A 22,932-nucleotide genomic window follows, 5' to 3' on the forward strand; every position below is an offset into this window, starting at 1 on the left:
ATGTCTCAACCGTCCGGATGACGGGAATCGCAAGCATTTTCATCAGTTGGAAGTTCGGGCGCCCGCAGTGGAGCGCCCGAAACCATTAATCGAGAAGTTCGGCAGGCACCTTGCCGCCGTTTTCGGACAGCTTCTTCAGCAGCGCCTTGTGCAGCCACATGTTCATCGTGGCGGAATCGCTCTGGTCGCCGGTGTAGCCGAGTTCGTCGGCCAGTTCCTTGCGCTCCGAAAGGCTCGCGTCCATGCCGAGGGCCTTCATCAGGTCGACGATCGAATGCTTCCAGTCGAGCTTCTGGCCGCTCTTCTTGACGGCTGCGTCGAGGACCGGTGCGATATCGACGGTCTGCATCGTGGCAGAGGTCGAGCCTGGAGTTGCGACTGGCGGTGCGCCTGCAGTCTTCGGAGCAGCCTGGGCTGTTCCGCCGACCGGCGGGGCTGTGGTCGCAGCAGGTTCTGGCGTTGCCATGGACGTCGGTGTCGGCTCGGCGCCTGTTGGCGAAGCCGGTGCTGCTGCTGCAGGATGACCGAAGATGGCGTCCTTGATCTTGCTGAATATGCTCATGGATAGTTCCTCCGTTGGTTTATGCCATACATGGTACGAGATCGCGTCGATGACGGATCACTTTAGTTCTGCGGGACGACGACGCGATCGCCGCGTGAGCCGCGGTCTGAACGGTCCGGTCCGCCACGACCGCTGGAACGGTCACGGCCATCGCGACCACCCCGATCATTGCGGCCGTCGCGGTCGTTGCGGATGTAGCCGGGGCGCTCCGGGCGGTCGCCACGGTTCCAGTCCCGATGCGGGCGATCGTTGTCACGGTCGGGCCGGCGGCCGTCGTGACGGCCGTGGTGGCGATCGCGGTCGCGGTGATGACGGTAACGGTAGTTCGGACCGTCGTAACGGTTGAACCGGTCGTAGCGATCGGACGAACGGTACTCGGTGTAGGTGCCGCCTTCGCTGACGCAGCCCGCCAGCATCAGGCAGGCAAGACCGACAGCGGTCACCGCCTTCAATGCTCTGAATTTCATGTGATTGCCCCTGTTACCATTTTATCGAGTGCTAAACAGGAGAAGGGGCCAAGAAGTTCCTCATATACCTCTTCGGGCGTGCGTGGCGCTGCAACAGTTTTTGATGTCGTAATCTGAGGTGACCTGTCGCGTCTGTCCCTCTAGTATCGCGGCTTCACTCGGTTGGGGCATGCAATGGCAGAATTTCCGCAAAAGGCTAAGGTCGTCATCATCGGGCTCGGTGGCATCGTCGGTGCGTCGATCGCGCATCACCTTGTCGAGCGCGGCTGGGACGACATCGTCGGCATCGACAAGTCTGGGGTCCCGACCGATATCGGGTCGACCGCGCATGCCTCGGACTTCTGCTACACGACCAGCCATGACTACCTGTCGGTCTGGACCACCCAGTATTCGGTGGATTTCTACGAGAAGATGGGGCACTACGCCCGCATCGGCGGTCTCGAAGTCGCGCGCACCGGCGACGATGCCTGGATGGAAGAGATCAAGCGCAAGCTGACCTCTGCCAAGGCCTTCGGCACCCGGGCGCATTACGTCTCGCCGTCCGAGATCAAGGCGATGTTCCCGCTGATCGAGGAAGATCAGGTGCAGGGCGGTCTGTTTGATCCAGATGCCGGTCTCGTCATTCCGCGCTCGCAGACAGTCGCCGGCAAGCTGGTGGACGCCGCCGAAAAAGCCGGAAAGCTCAAGGTATTCGGCAATACGGCGGCGCAGTCTCTGATTATCGAGGGCGGCCGCATCAAGGGCGTCGTCACCCACCGCGGCACGATCATGGCCGACCATGTCGTCGTCTGCGCCGGCATCTGGGGCCGGCTGATTGCCGAGATGGCGGGCGAGGATCTGCCGGTCATGCCGGTCGATCATCCGCTGACCTTCTTCGGGCCCTATAACGAGTTCGAAGGCACCGGCAAGGAAATCGGCTATCCGCTTTTGCGCGACCAGGGCAATTCGGCCTATATGCGCGACACCGGCGATCCGAAGACGACCGAGGGTGGTCAGATCGAGTGGGGTTACTACGAGACCACCCATCCGCGCCTCTGTCATCCCCGCGACATTCTTGAAAAGCACGAAGCGCGGCTGTCGCCGTCGCAGCGCGATCTCGACATGGAACAGATCATCGAGCCGCTGGAAAAGGCGATCGAGCTGACGCCGATCCTCGGCGAACTCGGCTATAACGAAGGGCATTCGTTCAACGGCCTCTTGCAGGTGTCGGCCGGCGGCGGTGCCTCCTGCGGCGAAAGCCAGAAGGTGCGCGGGCTCTGGTACTGCGTTGCCATCTGGGTCAAGGACGGCCCGGCCTATGGCAAGCTGATCGCCGACTGGATGACCGACGGTCGCACCGAGATCGACCACAACTCGATCGATTACGCGCGCTTCTATCCCCATCAGTTGACCGAAGAGTTCATCGAGGGCCGCACCTTCGAGGCTGCCCAGAAGATCTATTTCCCGGCCGTCCACCCGCGCGAACCCTACGCGACGGGCCGTGGCGCAAAGCGCTCGCCGTTCCACGACCGCGAAAAGGAATTGGGCGGTTACTTCATGGAACTCGGCGGCTGGGAGCGTGCCCACGGTTACGCCGCCAACGAGCATCTTCTCGAGAAATACGGCGACCGGGTGCCGAAGCGCGAAAACGAGTGGGACAGCCGCCACTTCTGGCGCGTGTCGAACGCCGAGCATCTGGCGATGAGCGAGGATTGCGGCATCGTCAACCTGTCGCATTTCCACATGGTCGATATCGAGGGGCCCGACCATGTCGAGCTGCTCGAATGGCTGTGTGCGGCCAAGATCGGTGGCGACGGCAATATCGGCAAGGGTATCTACACCCACTTCCTCGACGACGAGGGCATGGTGCGGGCAGATTTCACCGTCTTCCGTCTGGCTGACCGCGGCCGTCTCGTCAACGGCGCCGATGCCGGCCCGCGGGACCTGCTCTACATGAAGCGTGTCGCGCAGGATCGTGGCCTCGACGTCACAATCACCGATGTCTCGGAACAGTTCATCACCATCGGCATCTGGGGCCCGAACGCGCGCGAGACGCTGAAGAAGGTCGTGGCCGACCCCGATGGTCTCAATGTCGAGAACTTCGCCTTTGCCGCGATCAAGCCTATCGAGATCGCCGGCAAGCATGTCACGGCGTTCCGCATCTCCTACGTCGGCGAGCAGGGCTGGGAACTGCATATGAAATACGAGGACGGCGTTGCCGTCTGGGACGCGCTGCGCGCCACCGGCGTGATGGCCTTCGGCGTCGAGACCTATGCCAACTCACGCCGCATGGAAAAGAGCCTGCGCCTGCAGAACGGCGATCTCCTGACCCAGTACAACCTGATTGAGGCAGATCTTGCCCGTCCGAAGGTGAAGGAAGCGGATTTCTGCGGCAAGGCGAAACATCTCGAATACAAGGCCCGCGACCATCAGCCGGCGATGCTCTGCACGCTTGTCATGACCGACAATGTCGATGCGTCCGGCGTCGCCCGCTATCCGGTCGGCTCGCTGCCGGTGATGGATCCTGACACGGGCGAAGTTCTGATCGATGAACTCGGACGCCGTTCCTACACGACCTCGATCGCCTATGGCCCGACGATTGGCAAAAACATCGCGCTCGCCTATCTGCCCTGGTCGCATTGCCAGGTCGGCCGGAAACTGACGGTGGACTATTTCAACGAGGCCTTCCCGGTGGAAGTCGCAGCGGTCGGTTACAAGCCGCTCTACGACCCTGAAAATCTCAAGCCGAGAAGCTGATCGGCTTCGGGTCTGACAAACAAAAAACGCTCCGCGGATGTCCACGGAGCGTTTTTTTTATTAGCTGAGACTGATCTTAGTACTGCGCAGTCGGGGATGAAGAGCCCTGCTGGTTGCCGTTGAGGCCGGTTGCGACGACCGACACGCGGAACTTGCCGTCGAGGTTCTTGTCGAAGATGGCGCCGACGACGATGTCGGCCTCGGCTTCGACTTCGTCACGGATGCGGCTCGCAGCTTCATCGACTTCGAACAGTGTCATGTCGGTACCGCCTGAGATCGAGATGAGCACGCCCTTGGCGCCCTTCATCGAGATGTCGTCGAGCAGCGGATTGGCGATTGCGGCTTCGGCGGCGATCAGCGCGCGGCCATCGCCGGATGCTTCGCCGGTTCCCATCATCGCACGACCCATGCCCTTCATCACCGATTTCACGTCGGCGAAGTCGAGGTTGATCAGGCCTTCCTTGACGATCAGGTCGGTGATGCAGCTGACGCCCGAAAACAGCACGCGGTCTGCGATCATGAAGGCGTCGGCGAAGCTGGTTTTGGCGTCGGCAATGCGAAACAGGTTCTGGTTCGGAATGACGATGACCGTATCGGCGGCTTCACGCAGGGCTTCGATGCCTTCGTTTGCCGTCTTCATGCGGCGATGTCCTTCGAACGAGAAGGGTTTTGTGACGACCGCAACCGTCAGGATGCCGGCAGAGCGTGCTGCGCGTGCAATCGCTGGCGCGGCACCGGTTCCGGTTCCACCACCCATGCCGGCGGTGACGAAACACATGTGCGAGCCGGCGAGATGATCCATGATCTCGTCGATCGATTCTTCGGCGGCCGCGCGGCCGATATCCGGCAGTGAGCCAGCACCGAGACCTTCGGTCACCTGCGCACCCAGTTGGATGCGGCGCGACGCCTTGGATGTCGCCAGAACCTGGGCATCCGTATTGGCGGCGATGAATTCCACGCCGTGGAGATTTTCCGTGATCATGTTGTTGATCGCGTTACCGCCACCGCCTCCGACACCGATCACGGTTATCTGCGGTTTCAATTCGGTCAAGCCGCTCTTAATATCCGTCATCTTCGTCTCCTTCAGCTCCTTCCGGTCGTCCCATACCAGAAGGACGGCGAATCGCCCCGCAGGCTATCTGTCCGCAAGGTCATAGACCAGAGCGCTGTCAGGCCAAAGAGGCAGGAGTAGGGTGAGGGCGATGTCTTCGCGATTTAATGTACAGCATCCCTGAATTGAACGCCTGACAATGGTCGCGACCTATCCAAAATAGACCGTTGCGTAAAGCGGTATGTTATACTATTACACTCGACAACGGCAGAGATCGCGCGGGGATCGCTCTGGACAAGCATCGGTGTGTTCCCTATCAGTTGGGGCGCTACGGTTCTGCAATCGCAGATGAAAAGGGAATGCGGTGAAGCTTTCGGGCCCACTCCGCGACTGCCCTCGCAACTGTAAGCGGCGAGCCAGCCATCGATACCACTGATCATCCGATCGGGAAGGCGATGGAAGGCGTTCGAGCCGCAAGTCAGGAGACCTGCCGTGGCATGGACAACCAACACCGGACGAGGGGTTCCGGCAGGGAGATGATTATGACGCAAGCAATGCGCTCGTGCGCCATTTTGACGTCGAGCCGCGATGCGGCTTCAAGTCGTCCTGCCCTTTTTTCCGATCATTAAAGGACAGGACATGAAATCAGGGCTTATCGCCGCCGTAGTTGCGGCACTTCCCACATTCGCCTTTGCCGCACCGACCAGCTACCCGCTGACGATCGAGAATTGCGGTCGCCCCGTCACGTTCGACAAGGCGCCCGAGAAGATCGTCTCGATCGGTCAGGGCATGACCGAAGTGCTTTATTCGCTCGGGTTGGCCGACAAGGTGGCGGGCACCGCGGTCTGGGTCGGGCCGGTGCTTTCGCACTATGCCGGAGTTGATGCGAAGATCAAACGGCTTGCTGACAACGACCCGAGCTTTGAATCGGTCGTCAGTCTCGAACCGGATCTGGTCGCTGCCGAGTTCGAGTGGCATGTCGGGCCGATGGGGTCCGTCGGCAAGCGCGAGCAGTTTTCCGATCTCGGCATCAACACCTATGTCTCGCCCGCCGATTGCGTCGCCAAGACCAATGTCGATGGCGGGGACGGCGTTCGCAACGAACTGTTCAAGATGGACCTGATCTACCGCGAGATTACCGAGCTCTCGAAGATCTTCGACGTCGAGGACAAGGGCACGGCCCTGATCGCAGACTTGAAACAGCGCGAAGCCGCAGCCGTCGCATCGATCAAGGGCGTTGAGCTAAAGAACCTGCCGATCGTCTTCTGGTATTCCAGCAAGGAAACCAAGGGCGATGCCTTTATCGCCGGCAAGAACAGCGCACCGGCCTACATCCTTCAAACGATCGGCGCCCGCAATGTGGTGACGACGGAAGAAGAATGGCCGCTGGTGGGCTGGGAAACGATTGCTGAGGCCAACCCCTCCGTCATCGTCGTCGCCACCATGGACCGTCGCCGCTATGCCGCGGATGATCCGGCCGTGAAGATCAAGTTCCTCGAAACCGATCCCGTCGTCAGCCAGCTGGACGCTGTGAAAAACAGACGTTTCGTGATGATGGACGCCCAGTCGATGAACCCGACGATCCGCACGATCGAGGGCATCGAGACACTCGCCCGGTGCATCCAGTCCTTCGGCCTTGCGAACTAGGGTGCGGCGGGAGATGATATCTTTCCCTGTTTCCGCCATCGTCGATGAGGCGAATTTGCCCGACCTGCCCAGGCGCCCCAAGTGACGCGATCCCGTATCGGACGTTGGGCGCTAGGTGCCGCAGGCGTGTTCCTGGTGCTCTTAGCGCTCCTCGTCGCCATCGTTGCCGGGGTGGCGATCGGTGAGATGACCATTCCCATGGAGACGACGATTGCGGCGGTGACGAACCGGCTCGGTCTGACCGCCATGGCACTGCCGCGCATCCAGGAAGCGGTGATCTGGGATTATCGCCTGTCACGGTCGCTGGTCGCGGCATTTTGCGGCGCCGGGCTGGCGCTGTCGGGGGCGATCCTGCAGTCGCTCCTGCGGAACTCGCTTGCCGAACCCTATGTTCTCGGCATTTCGGCCGGAGCCTCGACGGGTGCTGTCAGCGTCATGCTGCTTGGGTTTGGGGCGGGCGCAATCTCGCTTTCCGCCGGAGCTTTTGCCGGCGCGCTGATCGCCTTTATCTTCGTGGTGATGCTGTCGAGCGGACGCCAGACGGCGGACCGGACGATTCTGGCCGGCGTTGCCGCCTCGCAATTGTTCAATGCGCTGACCTCCTACATCGTCTCGACGTCTGCCAATGCCGAACAGGCGCGCAGCGTGATGTTCTGGCTGCTCGGCAGCTTGGCAGGAGTCCGCTGGCCGGAGGTGACGCTGGCCGCATCGGTCGTCACCATCGGCCTCATCGTCTGCATCTGGCATGCGCGGGCGCTCGACGCGTTTACCTTCGGCGAGGATGCGGCGCGGTCGCTCGGCATCGCGGTCCGACGGGTCCGCGTGGTGCTGCTGCTCGTCACGGCGCTGATGACAGCGACGATCGTCAGCATGGTGGGTGCGATCGGCTTTGTCGGGCTCGTCATTCCGCATGCGGCCCGGTTTATCGTCGGTCCCGGCCATATCCGGCTTCTGCCTGCCTGTGCGCTGATCGGTGCGTTGTTCATGGTGCTCGCCGATATCGTCTCGCGCATCGTCATCGCACCGCAGATCCTGCCGATCGGGGTGGTGACGGCGCTGGTCGGCGTTCCCTTCTTCTGCGTCATTCTCTATCGGGCAAGGAGGGTCGCATGACATCTGACCCCGTGTCCGCCCCGGTCTTGGCCGCCAGTGCGGTTCGCTGGCTCGCCGGGCGCAAGGTCATCGTCGATGGCGTCACCGTGTCGGTCGATGAGGGCTGGACGCTCGGGCTGATCGGGCCCAATGGTTCCGGCAAGTCGTCACTGATCCGCCTGCTTGCGGGTCTGCGGCCACCCGCCGCCGGCAAGGTCACGCTCGATGGCAAGCCGATGAGCGGTTTCGGACGGCGCGAGCTCGCCCGCCGGGTTTCCGTGGTCGAACAGCATTCGGCAACCGAGGCGAATGTCACCGTCATCGACGTGGTCCGGCTTGGACGCACACCATACCGGTCGGCGCTGTCGCCATGGACGCAAGAGGACGACCGGATCGTGACCGAGGCGCTGGTCCGCGTCGGGCTGGACGACCGCCGCGAGCAGTTCTGGCACACGCTGTCGGGGGGCGAGCGTCAGCGCGTGCAGCTGGCCCGGGCGCTGGCGCAGTCCCCGTCGGTGCTGATCCTCGACGAACCGACCAACCATCTCGATATCCAGCACCAGATCGACATTCTGCGGCTGGTCTCCGAGCTGCCGCTGACCACGGTCGTCGCGATCCACGATCTCAACCTCGCCGCACGGTTCTGCGATGTGATCGCCGTGCTTTCCGAAGGACGACTGGTCGCCTGCGGTTCGCCCACCGACATTCTGACCGAGCAGATGATCGCCGACGTGTTCGGCGTTGAAGCCCATGTCGCGACCTCGCCGCATCACGGCCGGCTGCATATCCAGTTCCTGATGTGAAACGCTCTAGGCGGCGGCGATCTGTAGCAGGTTGCGCAAGAGCATCGCACGCGTGAGCGCGCCAACCGAACCGTGCGGCGGTGTCACCCAGCCTGCGACATCAGCGACATCGGCGGCCACATCCGAGATCATCGAGCCGTCAGTGCCGTAGCTGATGCCGACGCCGACGACGGCGGCACCGGGCTTGACCATGTCTGCGGTGACAAAACCGGGTTGGCCAAGGGCGGCGATGACGATATCGGCGCGCCTGACGTCCTCGGCGATATCCCGAGAGCCGCTATGCAGCAGGGTCACCGTCGCATCGATTCCCCGAGCCGAAAGAAGCATGGCAAGCGGGCGACCGACGAGCTGGCCGCGGCCGATGATGGCGACCCGCCGGCCGGCGAGCGGAACGGCATTGTCCCGCAAAAGCGCAAGGATGGCGGCTGGCGTGCAGGGCAGGAGGCCCGGCTTTCCCGCCAGAAGGAGGCCGAGGTTTTGCGGATGCAGGCCGTCGATATCCTTGGCCGGCGACACGGCGGTCATCACCTTCGTCTCGTCGATGTCAGGCGGCAGCGGCAGTTGCACCATCTGCCCGTAAATGGCGGGGTCCGCATTGACGGCGGCAATCCGTTCGAGCAGGGCTTCGGTGGTCGTATCCGAGGGAAGGCGCAGGTCGATCGCTTCGATACCGACTTCGGCGCAGTCTGCGTGCTTGCGACCGATATAGGTGGCGCTGGCCGGATCGTCTCCCACCAGCACCGTCACCATCTTCGGCGCAATGCCGCGCGCGCGAAGACCGGCAACCTCGGCTGTCATCTCGCGCCGCAGCCGGGCGGCAAGGGCTTCGCCATCCAGCAGTGTTGCGGTCATTCTCTGCAGGGTCGCGCTCATTTCAGACCGATCGAGGGATCGATGAAGCGGTTGGTGACGACCTGATCCGGCTTCACATCCGGATCGGCGCGCTCGTCGAAACGGGGCTTCACCAGTTTCAGCATCTCGGCGACACGGTCCATGTCGAAATCGCCGATCGTCGCGTTGGGGCCGTTGCCGATAATGCCGGTGTCGACCATCGTCTTTGCGGCATAGGCCATCAGTTCCGGCGCGGTCTTCCACCAGCTTGCCGCGTGCCCGGCAGTGTTGAAGTCGACGATCACCTTGTTCGCCTCGGCCGGATCCTTGGCATAGTCGGCGGTTGCCTGCTGCAGAAGCGGGACGAGCTTTGCCAGGCACGGTGCAAGCTCTTCCATTCTCGATGTCGCGACGGACAGCATGCCGGTGTAGTTGCGATAGCCGAGGTCGTTCATGTTGAGGTAGCCGATGGGCTTGCCCCAGTTGTTGCCGTGCTCGAACTTGTAGACTTCGCTGGTGACAAAACCCTGGTTCAGCCATGTGCCGTTGTTGGTGACGAAATTCTCGCCGTCGCCGCGATAGCCCTCGACGAACACGTCTGCGGGAATGCCCTGCTCGACGAGGTAGAGACCGAAGGTGCGCTTGGTGGTCGAGACGTAGATCTTGCCCTTGCCGCTTTCGGCAAAGGTCTTGAGATCGGCGATCGACTTGAAGCCGTCAGGGTAGGTGGCCTTGTCCCACAGGAGAACCGTCGGGGCGATGTCGAGCGGTGCCATGACGCCGACCACGGGGAAGCGCTTAGAGAAGATGAAGGCGTTGTCCAGTTCCTGATAGCCGAGATGCGGTGTGACGCCGGCCTTGGAATTGCCCATGTAGAGCGCCGAATAGGCGGTCTCGCCATCGCCCATGCCAAGCCCGCCGCCACCTTCGAGGATGGTGAGCTCGATGCCGGTCGAGCCGAGCGGGCCGGTATATTGTCCCGACGTCATCTCTCCGCCCGAGCCGATCAGCTGATAGAGGGGACCTTGCTCGGCCTGGGCCAGCCAGTCCTTCTGGATGATGAACGGGCTGGGGCAGACATCGGCGAGCGGCGTCTTGTAGCGGCTCTTGGCGAACTCGCCGGCAGTCGCACTGTTTGCTGTAGACAAAGCCGTTGCGAACGTGGCGATCGCCACGGCGGTGGTCAGTCTGGCAGTCAGCTTTTTTGTCATTTTCGTTCCCCTGATTGCTTTTTTTCTAGGTCATTTCAGCGGCGGTGTCAGCGTTGCCTGTCGCTCGATTCGTGCCAATGCGCAAACAGCCGGTTCCCGAGCCAGTTGAAGGTCAGGTAGACGGTGATCGACAGGGCGGAGGCGACGATCAGTGCGGCATACATCTGCTCGTATTTGAAATCGATCTTGGCGTTCATCAGCAGCTGACCGAGGCCTCCCTTGCCGGACAGGAAGAACAGTTCCGAAACGATCGCGGCGATGACGGCGAGGCTTCCGGAAATCCGCAGGCCTGCAAACAGGGTCGGTGCCGCAGACGGCAGCGCGGCCTTGCGCAGCATCACCCACCAGGAGGCATTCTGCAGCTTGAACAGTTCGAGAATGTTGCGGTCGACGCTTTTGAGGCCGAGCAGCAGCGTCGTTGGAATGGCGAAGAAGGTGAAGAGCGCGACGATCAGCACCTTGGGCAGAAAGCCGAACCCGAGGGCGCTCTGGATCAGCGGAATGATCGCCATGATCGGGATCGACTGCAGCGCCACGAGATAGGGGAAGACGGCCTTTTCCAGCGCATAGACGCGGAACATGACGATGCCGAGCATGATGCCGACGGGAATCGAGACGGCAAGTCCCGCAATCGCGATGGAGATCGTGGTCAGCGCCCGCATCAGCAGCTCAGAGCGGAAGGCTGCAATGCCGAATGCCTGGTTCCACAGGCCTTCCGCACTCGGCATCAGAAACTGGCGATGGGCCGGAAGGTCCGCGCGGATCAGCGCGTAGGCGGCAACGATCAGGATGCCGAGGAGGAGAGGTGGTGCGAAGCTCAAGACGAGGCGGCGACCGACGCTTGGCGCCGGTGCAAGCGGGACGGGGCTGTAGCGTTCGACCTGTGCCTTCAGCGGCGGGGATTTGTAAGCGGCGACAATGGGATCCGACATGGCGCTCAGGCCTCTATGGCATGGCGAAGGGCACGCGATACCGCTCCGCACAGTTTCGAGAATTCCGGCTCGTAACGCAGCTCGGGCTGGCGCGGGAAGGGAAAGCCGATGTCGAACGTATCGATGATGCGGCCGGGCCGGCGCGACATCACCACCACCTTGCTCGACATGTAGACGGCCTCGGGAATGGAGTGCGTGACGAAGATGCCGGTGAAACCTTCGCGGCAATGGAGGTCGATCACCTCGTCGTTCAGCCGTTCGCGGGTGATCTCGTCGAGCGCGCCGAACGGTTCGTCGAACATGAAGACGTTGGGATTGAGCGCGAGCGACCGTGCCAGCGAGGCGCGCATCCGCATGCCGCCGGAAAGCCTGCGCGGATAATGGGCCTCGAAACCGGAAAGGCCGACAAGCTCGATCTTTTCCTTCGCGATTTCGCGGCGTTTGGCGGCCGGGTACCCGCGCAGCTCCATCAGCAGTTCGACATTCCCCTGCACGCGCCGCCATGGCAGCAGGGTCGCATCCTGGAACGTGTAGCCGAGCTGTTGCCGATCGACCCAGACATCGCCGGAACTGTGGCTCGACAGGCCGCTCGCGATCCGCAGCAGCGTCGATTTTCCGCAGCCGGACGGGCCGACGATCGACACGAACTCGCCATGTCCGATGGCAAGGTCGACATCGGAGAGCGCTTCCGTTCCATCCGGGAACGTCATCGAGACCTTTTCGAACACCACGGCATTGCCGCCGGGCAGGGGCGGGTGGGGACGTGCACCAATTTCGGTGGCGGTGACTGTCGGCGATCCCGTCATGACAAATCCCCTTTTCTCATCTCAAAACCGCAGCATGGACGTGCGGACCTGCTCGATGAAGGCCTCCGTGCGCTCATTGGTGACGTTGTTGATATCGTAGAGCGCGTGATATTTCACCTTGACCCGCGGATTGCAGACGACGCGCAGGAAGCGGGTGGCATTGCGGCGTGGCGGGTCGCCGAGAACCATCGCCCGCCAGCGTTTCGAGCCGTAGGTGGTGACGGTTGCGAGCTTGCGGATATTGGTAAGGCCCGGCGAAAGCTGCCCGTCCTGCAGCTTGAACGAGACATCCGGCAGAAACACCCGGTCGAAATAGCCCTTGAGGATCGCTGGCCAGCCGAAATTCCACACGGGATGGCAGAGAACCAGCGCATCGCAGGACATCAGGCGGTCGACATAGGGCGCGACGCGGCTGCGATTGATGGAAAGGTCGTGATAGTCGCGCCGATCCTCCGCCGACAGAACCGGGTCGAACCCTTCGGCATAAAGATCCAGGTCGTCCACCGTATGCCCGGCCTCGAGCAGGCTCGCGACGACCGTATCGTGCAGGCGCGAGGCGAGGCTTTCCTTCAAAGGGTGGGCGTAAATGACATGTACCTTCATCGGTCCATAATTCTCGTTATCGGTTGAAAAGGAAGATGCGGCCGGGAGCGGGGACCCAGTCAGGATGCGTCCAGGCGATCATCTTGCCGGGGTTGAGCAGGCCCTTGGGATCCGTCTGGCGCTTGAATTCGAGCTGGGCCGGATCGGTGCGTTTCATGCCGCCTTCCTCGAGTGTCACCCGATGCGGGTTGAACACCGTGACGCCCAGCCGTGTTTCGAGGATCTCGACCACCTCTTCGAGCCGCTCAGTGCCTTCATAGCGCAGCAGCGGCATGGCGACGGCGGCGACCTTGCCGGAAAACCGTGTGAATTCGAAATGCAGGATCAGCTCATCGCCGAAGGTTTCAGCGATGCGGTCGATCGCGCCGTAGAGATCGTCCTGCGGCAGCATCATCTGCAGGTAGGTGATCGACGGATCGATCTTGATTGCCCGAAGCGTCGTGTGGTTCCAGGCCAGCTCATAAGCTGGCGGCAGGCGCATGCGGTCACCATCGCGGTCGGCGCGGAAGCGGATGGAGGCGCCGGCGGTGTCGTCAACTGCGGTCACCAGCGTATCGAGATCCTGTCTTGCGACCATGACCGCGATCAGCGCCTCGCCGGATTTCAGGAACGATGCGTGCCGGGTGAAATACCGATCGGGGATGGCGCTTTCGAAGGTCGAGAGCATGCGGAGCGTGATCGCGTCGTCTTTACCCAGACGAAAGGCGAGCCGGGTCGCTGCTGCAAAGTCGGGGGCGCCGATCAGCACGTCGACCCAGTCTCCGGCCGGGTCGACCGGGATCTCGATCTCGGTGATGACGCCGTTGACGCCGTAGGCGTGCGCCGCCTTGGCAATGTCGTCGCCGACAAGGTCGAGGACGCGGGGCTCTGCCTCCATCGTTACAAGACGCAGGCGGCGGATGTTGGCGGGATTGCGCAGGCCGCCCCAGCGAATGGCGCCGACGCCGCTCGATCCGCCGGCGATGAAACCGCCGAGCGTCGCGGTTGCCGTGGTCGAAGGGAATAGGCGGATTTCCAGGCCCTTTTCGCGCGCCGCCTGTTCAAGATCCGCCATGACGGCGCCGGCTTGGGCAACGAGATGATCCTCGCTGATGCGAACGACCTCATTCATATGTTTCATATGCATGACAACGCCGCCCTGCAGCGGCATGGACTGGCCGTAGTTGCCGGTGCCGGCGCCTCTCACGGTAACCGGCACGTTGCAGCGGTGGCAGATCGAAAGGATCTCGATCACCTCGGCTTCGCTGCGGGGAGCAACCACCAGATCGCCGCAGACGTCTTGCAACAGATCTTTCAAGACCGGGCTGTACCAGTAAAAGTCGCGGCTTTTCTGCTGCACGGTGCGCGGATTGTCGTCGATGTCGAACCGGGCAAGAGCTGCCCGGCAGGTCGTGATATCTGCACTCACGCGGGCCTCCGTTCGATCCCGGCTGCCTTGGCAGTATCGATCCCCAACGGTTTGCCGTTGCGCATAACCGTGCGGGCGGTGTTGGTGCGGGAGAAAAGGTCGGTCCATCCGGTTGCCTCGAAGATGATCGCATCCGCCGCACCGCCGGCGCGGATCATGCCGGCGCCGTCGAGACCCATGGCGGCCGCCGGTCCTGCATTGCAGGCGGTGGCCCAGCCGGCGGGATCGCCTTCGAGCTGGCCCAGGAATTGCGCCTGGCGCATCACATCCAGCATGTCAAAATCGCCGTAGGGGTAGAATGCGTCCTGCACATTGTCCGACGCGAAGGCGACGTTGACGCCGGCGGCGCGCAGTTCGGTGACCGGGGCAAGGCCGCGCAGACGCGGCGTGCGGCCGGGTTTGCGGTCCTGCAGGAAGCCGTTGGTGAGCGGCAGCGCGACGACATGGATGCCGGCTTCGGCAATGCCGGCGATCAGGGCCTGCGCTTCGGGTTCGTGCTTTTGGGCAAGCGCGCAACAATGTCCGGCGACGATGCGTCCGGCAAACTTGTGCCGCAGGGCCGTTTCGACGACGAGCGAAAGGCCGTCAGCGGACGCGTCCGTCGTTTCGTCCACGTGAAGATCGAGGTCCAGTCCATGTCTTTCGGCTGCAAGAAACAGCCGCTCGATCCGCTCCGGCGTGGCGCTGCCCGGTCCGATAAAGGCGCCAAGCACGCCGCCGCGCTTGGCGATCTGGGCGCAGCGACGATCGAAATCGTCCTGCTCCACCCGAAACAACGCCATCAGGGCGACCGCCTGCAGGGTCAGCCGATGCTTCCAGGCGGACTGGATTTTGCCAAAGGCGATCCAGGCGGGGCTGGCATCCGGTTCCTCAAACGTATCGAGATGGGTGCGCAGCGCGACCGTGCCATGCTGTTCGGCCCTAGTGAGTGCGCGGTCCATACGCTGCACGATATCCTCGACGGTCCGGTTGGGCGCATCGGCCATCGCCAGTTCGACAGCTCCGGCAAGGCCGTTGTCGGAAAACCCGGTTCGCTCTGAAGTGAAAGCCTTGTCGAGATGGACGTGCATGTCGATGAAGCCGGGCAAAGCGAGGCGTCCCTGCGCATCCCACTCGCGCTCGCTTGAGGTGGGCGCATGAAAAAGACCGTCGCGGATCGTCACGTCGAAGGTGACGAGGCCGCTGCGGCTGTCTGCTGCGTGGTGAGGAAGGCCATCGATGAGCGCTGCAGGTGCGCGAAGATTGCGGATGGTGAGCGGAGCGTCGCCGAAGGGCGGTATCACGGCGCTCATATCGGCTGTGTCCCGGTGGCTGCTATGACCGGATACGCCGCGACCTCGTCCAGAAGCTTGGCGTAACGGGTTGCCGCATGGGCAACGATGGCGGCGCCGATCTCAGGCGTTGCGGATGCGGCATCGCCGGCGACTCCTGCCGGGTGCAGATCCTCCGCGACCCAGCCGACGCTGATCGGGCCGAGCAGGCGAAGGACGTCGTTGTTCTCGGCGACGGCTGCCGAGGCCGGCACGAAATTGCGGGCTTCGTTCATGTCGACCAGATCCGGCCGGAAATGCAGCATGGCCGCGGTTTCGACCAGTCCGCCATGGATGCCGTCGCGCTGTTCGAGCGCCGAGACGAGGCCCGGCGGAAAGCCCATCGAGATCCATCCTGCCGACACCACGAACAGCTCCGTTTCCAGCCGCAGGCTTCTCGCGGCGATCTGGAGAACCGGAACGTTGCCGCCATGGGCATTCAGAAACACCAGCTTGCGGAAGCCGGCGCGGGCAACGCTGTGGCCGATCTGGGTGAGGGTTGCCAGAAGCGTTGCGGCATCGAGCGTCAGCGTTCCGGGAAAGGACAGGTGCTCGTCGGATTTCGCGTAGGCTATGGTCGGAAGTATGTAGACGGCTGAATTCTCGACACGCTGTGCCGCCTCGATCGCCATGCGTTCGGCAAGGATGCTGTCGGTCGCAAGCGGGAGGTGCGGGCCGTGCTGCTCCGTTGCGCCGACAGGCAGGACCGCGACAGCGCGACCTTTGTCGATGGCTGCGAAATCGGTGGTCCTGAGGTCTTGCCAAAACTGAAACGACATGGTCTGTTCGCTTATCGAGCAATTGTTCGCTAAATCGTAACGGAAGTCGCCGGTTCGTCAAGGTGAAAAATGTTGCGGTGCGGAAAAGATAGGCAGATCGGGGCTGGCGCTCTGATCTGGAAGGAGCGCCGGTGCTGGATGAAAACGATAAGGAAGTCTCGCTGACCTTCGCCAAGGGGCTGGCCGTCCTGCTTGCCTTCGACGCAAAGGATCGCGCCATCACGATCAGCGAGATTGCCGACAAGGTCCAGCTCAACCGCGCCGTCGCACGGCGGCTGGTGCGGACGCTGGAACAGCTCGGCTATCTCGCCTGCGATCGCGGCCGCTACGAGCTGACCCCGCATGTACTGCGGCTGAGCCAGGGTTTTATCGAGGGTCGGGGCATTCCGCAGATCATCCAGCCGGTGCTGCGCAATGCGGCGCAGGAGGTCGGCGAGTCCGTGTCCTATGCGATGCTGGACGAGACGGATGCCGTCTATGTCGCCCATGCGTTCCTACCGTCGAAGTTCACGCTCAACCGCGTCACGACCGGGACGCGGGTGCCGTTGCTGCCGACGGCTTCGGGGCGGGCGATCCTTGCATTCCTCGATACGGTGCGGCTGGATGCCATCCTCGACAGTGCCGCCTTCTCGGCCCATACCGACCAGACCGAGACCCACCGGGATCGTCTGGAGGAGGCGCTGAAACAGATCCGTGAGCGCGGCTATGCGCTGACCGACAGCGAATATGTCAGCGGCGTCGCGTCGCTGGCGGCGCCCGTGTTTCACCCCGGCATCGGCGAGGTCGTCGGTGCCGTGTCGATCATCTTCGAGCATGGACAGTATGACGAGGCGGCGCTTTCCGAAATGGCTTCACGGCTGAAGGTCTGCGCCGGGCAGATCGGCTCCACACTCTAGGGAAGTCACATGCTTGAGATCGTAACAGGGTTCGAAATTGCAGCCGGGATCAATTCCGAAACACGCCGGCGCATTTCGGCAAGCGGCCGCGCGGTTCGCTGCGTCGTGCTGCTCGATGATGGCAACCCCGGCATGGCCGCCTATGCGCGTCGCCAGAAGGCCAGTGCGCAGGAGGTCGGCATAGACCTGCAGCTCGAAGCTTATCCGTCAGACGTAGTGAGGCTCACGGCTCGACTGGAAGAACTGGCCGCTCGGGACGAAATCGATGCGGTTGCGACGCTTTACCCGTTGCCGGCCGGCATGCATGCCCGCACGGCTGCGCTTCTGATCGGGCCGGACAAGGATGTGGACGGGCTGCACCCCCTCAATGCGGGTGATCTCGCGCTCGGCGCCGTAACACGTCCGCCGGCGACGGCGAAGGCCTGTCTCCTGATGGCGCAGGCGCTGGCCGGTTCGCTCAAAGGGCGTGAGATCGTGCTGGTCGGGGCGTCGCGGATCGTCGGGCGACCACTTGCCAGCATGCTGCTGGACGCCGAGGCGACCGTGACGATCGCGCATGCGGCGACACGGGATCTGGCGGCTCATACGCGACGCGCCGATATCGTCGTCACCGCGGCGGGCGTTGTCGGGTTGATCGGGTCGGAGCATCTTCGCGATGGAGCGATCGTTCTCGATGTCTCGATCAATCGCGGTCCGGGCGGACTTGTCGGCGATGTCGATCTCGACGCGGTTGGGGGTCGCAACGTCACGGTAACGCATGTGCCCGATGGTATCGGACCGGTGACAACGGCCTGCCTGATGCGCAATGTCGCGGATGCAGCGCTCGGATCGTCCTGACGGAAATCAGTAAGTGATATTGCACTGCACCAGGTTTTGCGCTTTTCTACTCATATCCGAACACAAGTTCGATAAACGAACAAAACGGGGAACTCATAATGACCTCTCATCTTCGCAGCTTCGTGCTGAAAACGCTTTCCGCCGCTCTCGTCGTCGCCTCCGTCGGTGCAGCTCAGGCGGCGGACATCCGTCCCGGTGTCACCTTCGCGGGCACGCCGTCCACCGATCCCGCGCGTGCCGCCATGGAGAACCTGGTCTTCGACCTCGCATCCGCCTGGGCGTCCTGCAACGCCGAACTCTTGAAGAATGCTGTCACCGAGGACGTTGCCTTTTCCTATCCGACCAGCAGCATCACCGGCCGTGACAAGATGCTCGCCGACCTCGACACGTTCTGCAAGGCGGCCAAGGATACCAGCATCTACCTTCCGGAAGACGCGTTCTTCATCGATACGACGACCGGCCGCATCGCGGTCGAGCTGCAGTTCCGCACGTTCCAGCGCGGCAACCGTCAGGTCGTCAACGATGTCTGGATCGCCCATGTCAAGGACGGCAAGATTTCGGTGATCAAGGAATATCTCGACGGCCGGGTGAAGGATCTGCAGGCGCTCGGCGTGCTTCAGCTCGAGGAAAGCCCGAAGACGCTGACGCCATGGCCGGCCCGCACCGAACAGTGGAAGGGCTGCTTCCCGATCGTCAAGGCAGCACCGGTCAACACCTGCCCGTAGTCCTCACGTCGTGAAGGCAGCACGCGAGCCTTGGGGTCGCGTGCTGCAGATTTCCAGTTATGCCGAGAGCAGGACGCTCATCTGATAACCGCCTTCGAGTTCCACGACGACGCGTCCGGCGCCTGGCAGCGGCATCGCGCCCGAGAGCGCTCCTGTCGTGACCGCCATGCCTGACGTGAGTGATGTGGCCGGACGGGCGGCGTCATTGGCATAGGCGACCAGCCAGGCGAGCACGTCGCCGACCGGATGGCGTGCCGGACCGTTATAGACCGGGCTGCTGTCGTGGGTGACCTTCAGCGCAAGCCCGCCGACCGTGTCGATCAGCGTCTTCGGGACCTTCGGGCCGAGCGCATAGCCGCCATTGCCGATGCGGTCGGCGAGGTAGAGAGGGAAGGAGACGCTGCCACCTTCCTCGACTGCGGTGACAAGCAGTTCCGAGCCGAGATAGGCATCCGCCACCGCGTCCAGTACTTCCGCCCTTGTATAGGCTTCGGATCTTACCGGCAGATCCGCGCCGAGCTTGACGGCGATCTCGACTTCAAATCGTGTGCCGGGGGAATATGGAAGCTTCGCTTCGCTGGTCGTCTCCACGTAAGGGAACAGCGGCGCGATCACCGGCTGCTTGTCCGTCGACATCGCGACTTTGATCATCTTCGCGCTGGCGCCGATCCTCTGTGCCACGGCGTTCTGTGCCGCCATGCCGGCGCTCAGATCCTGGGGCAGGGCAAAGCTTGCGGACGGCGCCTTGCGGCCTTCCTTGCGCAGCGTGATCAGGCTCTCGGCCAGCGTTTCGGGGTTGAACGCCTGGGTTGAGAGTTCGGCCATGAATGTCTCCGATCGAATGATTTGCGGCTGAGCTTTGTGGGGCTCGTGCCAACGTTTCGCTGTGGTTCAGCGGGGTGGAGATCGTCGCGAACGCAGAGCCGTCCGTCAAGGCTTTGCGGGCAATATCCCGGCCCGACGCGCATGGATCTGTTCAGCAGGCCGACTTAACCTGCTGATATCGTTCGTTGAGAGGACAGGATTCTTGGTCAGTCGACGAGATACTTGTCGTTCTTGGCGCTCGGTATCTTCACCACTGTCAGCGTAGCGTCCGTCAGCGCTTCGAACGCGTTGACCGTGCCGGGCTCAATGACGATCAGGCTGCCTTCGCCCCATTCCCGGTCCAGCATGCGGACACGGCCGGAGACGACGAGTGTGATTTCCCGGGCGATCTTGTGGTAGTGCCGGGCATCGCGATCGCCCGCCTTGTAGCTCTTGACGCCCACTTCGAACGCGTCGGTCTTGACAACGCTCGGATCGAAATCGCCGACGAACCAGCCGCCGATCATGTTGTCGAGATTATAGGACGGTTCGCTCATCTTGCCCTCTCAGATCGACAGTTCGCTCAGCTGGCGGTCCGATTTGATCGGATGATAGTCCTTCGCGTCGATCGGGTAGACGCCGATCTTCTTGTCCTCGAGAACGAGCTCGTTATAGACCGGGCAGACATAGAACATGTCGTTGTGCCGGGCATCCTTGCGGATCGCCGCCTTGGCTGCCTTGACGAAATCGGACCCTTTGCGGAAGTAGTAAAAGCCCGCCGTCGCATTGTCGCTGATCGGGTGCTTTTCGGCCGCTTCGACCACCATCTGGCGCTCGTCGAGCCGGACGAAGGAATAGCGCGGATGCACCGACCGGAAGGTGACGGTGCCGCCATCGAGCTCGCGCCGGCTGAAATCGGCGATGATGGTTTCCATCGGAACGGTCAGGAATTCGTCGCCGTTGAGGATCAGAAGCGGTGTGTCGTTGTCGATGCTGCCGGCGGCAAGCAGGGCGGTGCAGGCAGCACCGTGGGTCTTGTCCTTGACGGCAACGATCTCGGCGGTCGGATCGATCAGCCGGACGACGTCGTCGAGATGATAGCGGCGCAGTTCCTTTTCCTGCATCGCGATGATCACCCGGTGGCCGGTGATCCGCGCGCATTGCTCGAGAAGACGCTGCACCAGCGGCATGCCGTCCACCTCGACCAGCGGGGTCGGGAAGCTGTCTGCGGAAAGGATGCGGGGCTCGCCCGCCATCAGGATCAGGATGTTCATGCGACCACCTGCAGTGCCGGAAGCTCGAACGATGCCTGCAGCTTGTCGATAGACTTGCAGATCGACTGGTAGTTCACCTCGGACACGTCGTTGACAACCATGACATGGGCACCGGAAGCGCGCGCTGCCCGAATTCCGTGGTCGTTGTCCTCGACGATCAGGCATTCTTCAGGCGCAAGGCCAAGGATGCCGATGGCCTTCAGGTAGATTTCCGGGCTGGGTTTGCCGACGCTCACGTCTTCGTTGCTGAGCTGGAATTCCAGGTAGTCCTCAAGGCCGGCCTTCGCCATCATCAGGTTGACGGTGCTGCGGATGGAGTTCGAGGCGACGCCGAGACGGTAGCCTTCGCCACGCAGGCGCGCGAGCGCATATTGCTGGCGAAATACCGGCTTGCATTTTGTGTGGATCAGCTCGGTCGTATAGCGCTGCTTCATCTCGTTGACGAAGCCGTGCAGGGATTCCGGAAGGCCGCGGGTGGAGGTCAGCATCTGCAGCTTGGTGCGGGTCGGCAGGCCGTCGAACGTGGTCAGGTGCTCGTGCAGCGGAATGGTGAAGCCGAACAGTTCCAGCGCGCGGTTGAGCGCTTCGTAATGCCATTCGCGGGCATCGATCAGCACGCCATCCATGTCGAAAATTACAGCCTTAATCATCGTCATCAAACCTCGTGCGCCAGACTTTGCGCTATACGCGCAGCAGTTCCTTGGCTTTCTCGGGAAAATCGGTGCAGATCATCAGCCCTTCGCGATCGCGCAGGCCGGACGAGACCAGCCAGTGCAGGAAAGGTTCGTATTCGTCTTGCCGGCGATGCAGGTCGGGCGCGACCAGCGCGACCAGCTTGCCGTCATCCAGCAGTTTTTCGACCAGCGGCGCTTCGTACCAGCGGCCGGGCAGAAAGTTGTCCAGCCAGACGCCGGTGATGCCGGGTTCGCTGTAAAGCGAAGGGACGCGCTCGTATTCGCTCAGTCGGGTAAACGAGGTTATGCCGCGCTTCACGCCCTGGATCAGGTCCGGAACCGAGCTGTCGAACAGGAAATAGTTGTCGTAGCCTTCGGCGGTCAGCACTTCGGCCAGCATATCATGCAGCCCGTCGGCCTTGATATTAAGTGCAAGCGTCGGAGACCCGTGCTGTCTGGCGAGGCTCAGAAGATAAGCGAAGGAGATTTCGGTACCGTTCGGAATGTCGTGCGAGATGACCAGCCGCGGCTTGCCGCCAACGAGGCAGTCGCGCACATCGGTCTCGGTGCCGTAGCCGAGCGAGAACGACCGGACGAAGGCCTCGACCGTGTTCTTTTCTTCGGGGAATTTCCAGTATCCCCGATGACTGAGGATCTGGATCATGCCGGTTCCTTGATGGACTGAGTCACTCTCAGAGACAGCGGCAGATTGCGGAAGCTCTCAAGATCTTCGGGAACGCCGAGGCCGTGCATGCCCTTGTCGACGGAGCCGATCGAGTAGGCGCCGATCTTCATGCCGTCCTCGATCATGAAATTGTAGACGGGAGCCACGTAGAACTCACCGTTGACGCGGAAGTCGCGCTCGATCATCCGGTCGGCATGGGCGACGAAATCCGACCCCTTGCCGAAATTGTAGATGCCGACGGTGGCATGGTTGGAGATCACCTGTTTTTCGACGACGTTGTCGATAAAGCCGTTGTCGCCGAAGGAGACAAAGCTCCACTTCGGATCGTCCGCCGACATGGTCATGATCAGACCATCGAGACCGTCTGCGGCGGCAAGGTAGGCGTTGATGTCGACATCGACATACTGATCGCAGTTGGCGATCATCATCGGGTTGCCGTTGTCGATGGCGTCGCGCGCCAGAAGCACGGTGCAGGCGGCGCCCTCGGTGACGGTTTCGACCAGATAGATATCGCAACCCGGCGCCCACTGGCGCAGATGCGCGTCGAGACCGTAGTCCCTCAAATGCGATGCCTGGCAGATGAAGATGAAGTGATGCTCGACATAAGGCTTTAGGTTCTCGATCACGAGGCGGATCATCGCGACGTCATGCACGGGCAGAAGTGGTTTTGGAAGCGTGTAGCCGGCTTTTGCAAAGCGGCTTCCATGACCTGCCATCGGCACGACGATATTGAGCATCTGCGGCGGTATCCAAAATAAAAGTTTGCAGTTGAGCTAGTGCCTGAAACCTTAAGGCTTGA

The 22,932-nt window shown here is 62.2% G+C and carries 24 protein-coding genes and 1 riboswitch; of the genes, 7 read left to right on the forward strand and 17 right to left on the reverse strand.

Features of this window, described 5'->3' with window-relative positions; all coding sequences use genetic code 11:
* Positions 1–85: 85 nt before the first annotated feature.
* Positions 86–562 carry a DUF3597 domain-containing protein gene (locus ACQY1L_RS03195; protein WP_062455081.1) on the reverse strand — a complete coding sequence of 159 codons (477 nt, stop codon included), beginning with the start codon at positions 560–562 and terminating at the stop codon, positions 86–88.
* A gap of 62 nt (positions 563–624) precedes the next feature.
* The gene (locus ACQY1L_RS03200) at positions 625–1,029 is read right to left on the reverse strand and encodes a hypothetical protein (RefSeq protein WP_174196285.1); all 405 of its coding nucleotides are present in this window, start codon (positions 1,027–1,029) and stop codon (positions 625–627) included.
* A gap of 174 nt (positions 1,030–1,203) precedes the next feature.
* Here ACQY1L_RS03200 and ACQY1L_RS03205 point away from each other — a divergent pair, with 174 nt between their 5' ends.
* Positions 1,204–3,765 carry a GcvT family protein gene (locus ACQY1L_RS03205; RefSeq protein ID WP_430242696.1) on the forward strand — a complete coding sequence of 854 codons (2,562 nt, stop codon included), beginning with the start codon at positions 1,204–1,206 and terminating at the stop codon, positions 3,763–3,765.
* Between the two features lie 76 nt (positions 3,766–3,841).
* Here the strand turns inward: ACQY1L_RS03205 and ftsZ are convergent, their stop codons facing one another.
* Positions 3,842–4,837: a cell division protein FtsZ gene (ftsZ, locus tag ACQY1L_RS03210; RefSeq protein WP_062455086.1), complete on the reverse strand. Its 996-nt coding sequence runs from the start codon at positions 4,835–4,837 to the stop codon at positions 3,842–3,844.
* A gap of 293 nt (positions 4,838–5,130) precedes the next feature.
* Positions 5,131–5,325: riboswitch (cobalamin riboswitch) on the forward strand.
* A 130-nt stretch (positions 5,326–5,455) separates the two neighbouring features.
* Between ftsZ and ACQY1L_RS03215 the strand changes: the two genes are divergently transcribed.
* The 3 genes from ACQY1L_RS03215 to ACQY1L_RS03225 all read left to right on the forward strand — a co-directional run bounded on the left by ACQY1L_RS03215 (position 5,456) and on the right by ACQY1L_RS03225 (position 8,358).
* Positions 5,456–6,463, forward strand: a complete 1,008-nt coding sequence (locus tag ACQY1L_RS03215) for an ABC transporter substrate-binding protein (RefSeq protein WP_430242698.1) — start codon at positions 5,456–5,458, stop codon at positions 6,461–6,463.
* A gap of 81 nt (positions 6,464–6,544) precedes the next feature.
* The gene (locus ACQY1L_RS03220) at positions 6,545–7,576 is read left to right on the forward strand and encodes a FecCD family ABC transporter permease (RefSeq protein ID WP_430242701.1); all 1,032 of its coding nucleotides are present in this window, start codon (positions 6,545–6,547) and stop codon (positions 7,574–7,576) included.
* Positions 7,573–8,358 (forward strand): ABC transporter ATP-binding protein, encoded by a 786-nt coding sequence (locus ACQY1L_RS03225; RefSeq protein ID WP_430242704.1) that lies wholly within the window; start codon positions 7,573–7,575, stop codon positions 8,356–8,358. Before ACQY1L_RS03220 ends, ACQY1L_RS03225 begins: the two co-directional genes overlap by 4 nt.
* Before the next feature lie 6 nt (positions 8,359–8,364).
* Here ACQY1L_RS03225 and ACQY1L_RS03230 read toward each other — a convergent pair whose 3' ends face one another.
* The 8 genes from ACQY1L_RS03230 to ACQY1L_RS03265 are packed head-to-tail and all read right to left on the reverse strand — an operon-like array spanning position 8,365 to position 16,238.
* Positions 8,365–9,231 carry a bifunctional 5,10-methylenetetrahydrofolate dehydrogenase/5,10-methenyltetrahydrofolate cyclohydrolase gene (locus tag ACQY1L_RS03230; protein ID WP_430242707.1) on the reverse strand — a complete coding sequence of 289 codons (867 nt, stop codon included), beginning with the start codon at positions 9,229–9,231 and terminating at the stop codon, positions 8,365–8,367.
* Complete coding sequence (locus ACQY1L_RS03235; RefSeq protein ID WP_430242710.1) at positions 9,228–10,400, reverse strand: hypothetical protein; 1,173 nt, start codon at positions 10,398–10,400, stop codon at positions 9,228–9,230. The genes ACQY1L_RS03230 and ACQY1L_RS03235 overlap by 4 nt, the downstream gene beginning before the upstream one ends.
* A 47-nt stretch (positions 10,401–10,447) precedes the next feature.
* Positions 10,448–11,332, reverse strand: a complete 885-nt coding sequence (locus tag ACQY1L_RS03240) for an ABC transporter permease (RefSeq protein WP_430242713.1) — start codon at positions 11,330–11,332, stop codon at positions 10,448–10,450.
* 5 nt (positions 11,333–11,337) lie between these two features.
* Positions 11,338–12,138, reverse strand: coding sequence for an ABC transporter ATP-binding protein (locus ACQY1L_RS03245; protein ID WP_430242715.1), 801 nt, complete (start codon positions 12,136–12,138; stop codon positions 11,338–11,340).
* Between the two features lie 21 nt (positions 12,139–12,159).
* Positions 12,160–12,741 carry an NAD(P)H-dependent oxidoreductase gene (locus ACQY1L_RS03250; RefSeq protein WP_062582563.1) on the reverse strand — a complete coding sequence of 194 codons (582 nt, stop codon included), beginning with the start codon at positions 12,739–12,741 and terminating at the stop codon, positions 12,160–12,162.
* 16 nt (positions 12,742–12,757) lie between these two features.
* Complete coding sequence (locus ACQY1L_RS03255; RefSeq protein WP_430242718.1) at positions 12,758–14,149, reverse strand: FAD-binding oxidoreductase; 1,392 nt, start codon at positions 14,147–14,149, stop codon at positions 12,758–12,760.
* Positions 14,146–15,441, reverse strand: a complete 1,296-nt coding sequence (locus tag ACQY1L_RS03260) for an amidohydrolase family protein (protein ID WP_430242720.1) — start codon at positions 15,439–15,441, stop codon at positions 14,146–14,148. Before ACQY1L_RS03260 ends, ACQY1L_RS03255 begins: the two co-directional genes overlap by 4 nt.
* Complete coding sequence (locus ACQY1L_RS03265) at positions 15,438–16,238, reverse strand: creatininase family protein (protein ID WP_430242723.1); 801 nt, start codon at positions 16,236–16,238, stop codon at positions 15,438–15,440. Before ACQY1L_RS03265 ends, ACQY1L_RS03260 begins: the two co-directional genes overlap by 4 nt.
* Positions 16,239–16,369: 131 nt before the next feature.
* Between ACQY1L_RS03265 and ACQY1L_RS03270 the strand changes: the two genes are divergently transcribed.
* The 3 genes from ACQY1L_RS03270 (at position 16,370) to ACQY1L_RS03280 (ending at position 18,696) form a co-directional block, all read left to right on the forward strand.
* Positions 16,370–17,134 carry an IclR family transcriptional regulator gene (locus ACQY1L_RS03270; RefSeq protein ID WP_430242726.1) on the forward strand — a complete coding sequence of 255 codons (765 nt, stop codon included), beginning with the start codon at positions 16,370–16,372 and terminating at the stop codon, positions 17,132–17,134.
* A 9-nt stretch (positions 17,135–17,143) separates the two neighbouring features.
* The gene (locus ACQY1L_RS03275; RefSeq protein WP_430242729.1) at positions 17,144–17,971 is read left to right on the forward strand and encodes a bifunctional 5,10-methylenetetrahydrofolate dehydrogenase/5,10-methenyltetrahydrofolate cyclohydrolase; all 828 of its coding nucleotides are present in this window, start codon (positions 17,144–17,146) and stop codon (positions 17,969–17,971) included.
* 98 nt (positions 17,972–18,069) lie between these two features.
* Positions 18,070–18,696 (forward strand): nuclear transport factor 2 family protein, encoded by a 627-nt coding sequence (locus ACQY1L_RS03280; RefSeq protein ID WP_430242732.1) that lies wholly within the window; start codon positions 18,070–18,072, stop codon positions 18,694–18,696.
* A 57-nt stretch (positions 18,697–18,753) separates the two neighbouring features.
* Here the strand turns inward: ACQY1L_RS03280 and ACQY1L_RS03285 are convergent, their stop codons facing one another.
* The 6 genes from ACQY1L_RS03285 to ACQY1L_RS03310 all read right to left on the reverse strand — a co-directional run bounded on the left by ACQY1L_RS03285 (position 18,754) and on the right by ACQY1L_RS03310 (position 22,870).
* A complete protein-coding gene (locus tag ACQY1L_RS03285; RefSeq protein WP_113109858.1) occupies positions 18,754–19,521 on the reverse strand; it encodes a 2-keto-4-pentenoate hydratase in 768 nt (255 codons plus the stop codon).
* Between the two features lie 206 nt (positions 19,522–19,727).
* Complete coding sequence (locus tag ACQY1L_RS03290; protein ID WP_062582577.1) at positions 19,728–20,057, reverse strand: cupin domain-containing protein; 330 nt, start codon at positions 20,055–20,057, stop codon at positions 19,728–19,730.
* A gap of 9 nt (positions 20,058–20,066) precedes the next feature.
* Complete coding sequence (locus ACQY1L_RS03295; protein WP_430242736.1) at positions 20,067–20,774, reverse strand: glycosyltransferase family 2 protein; 708 nt, start codon at positions 20,772–20,774, stop codon at positions 20,067–20,069.
* Positions 20,771–21,430: an HAD family hydrolase gene (locus ACQY1L_RS03300; RefSeq protein ID WP_092660049.1), complete on the reverse strand. Its 660-nt coding sequence runs from the start codon at positions 21,428–21,430 to the stop codon at positions 20,771–20,773. The genes ACQY1L_RS03295 and ACQY1L_RS03300 overlap by 4 nt, the downstream gene beginning before the upstream one ends.
* A 25-nt stretch (positions 21,431–21,455) precedes the next feature.
* Complete coding sequence (locus tag ACQY1L_RS03305; protein WP_430242738.1) at positions 21,456–22,112, reverse strand: phosphodiesterase; 657 nt, start codon at positions 22,110–22,112, stop codon at positions 21,456–21,458.
* Entirely contained in the window at positions 22,109–22,870 is a 762-nt protein-coding gene (locus tag ACQY1L_RS03310) for a glycosyltransferase family 2 protein (protein WP_430242740.1), read from the reverse strand. The genes ACQY1L_RS03305 and ACQY1L_RS03310 overlap by 4 nt, the downstream gene beginning before the upstream one ends.
* Positions 22,871–22,932 lie beyond the last annotated feature (62 nt).

It is taken from the genome of Neorhizobium sp. DAR64862/K0K3 (assembly GCF_050500185.1).
GTDB classification, from domain to species: Bacteria; Pseudomonadota; Alphaproteobacteria; order Rhizobiales; family Rhizobiaceae; genus Neorhizobium; species Neorhizobium soli.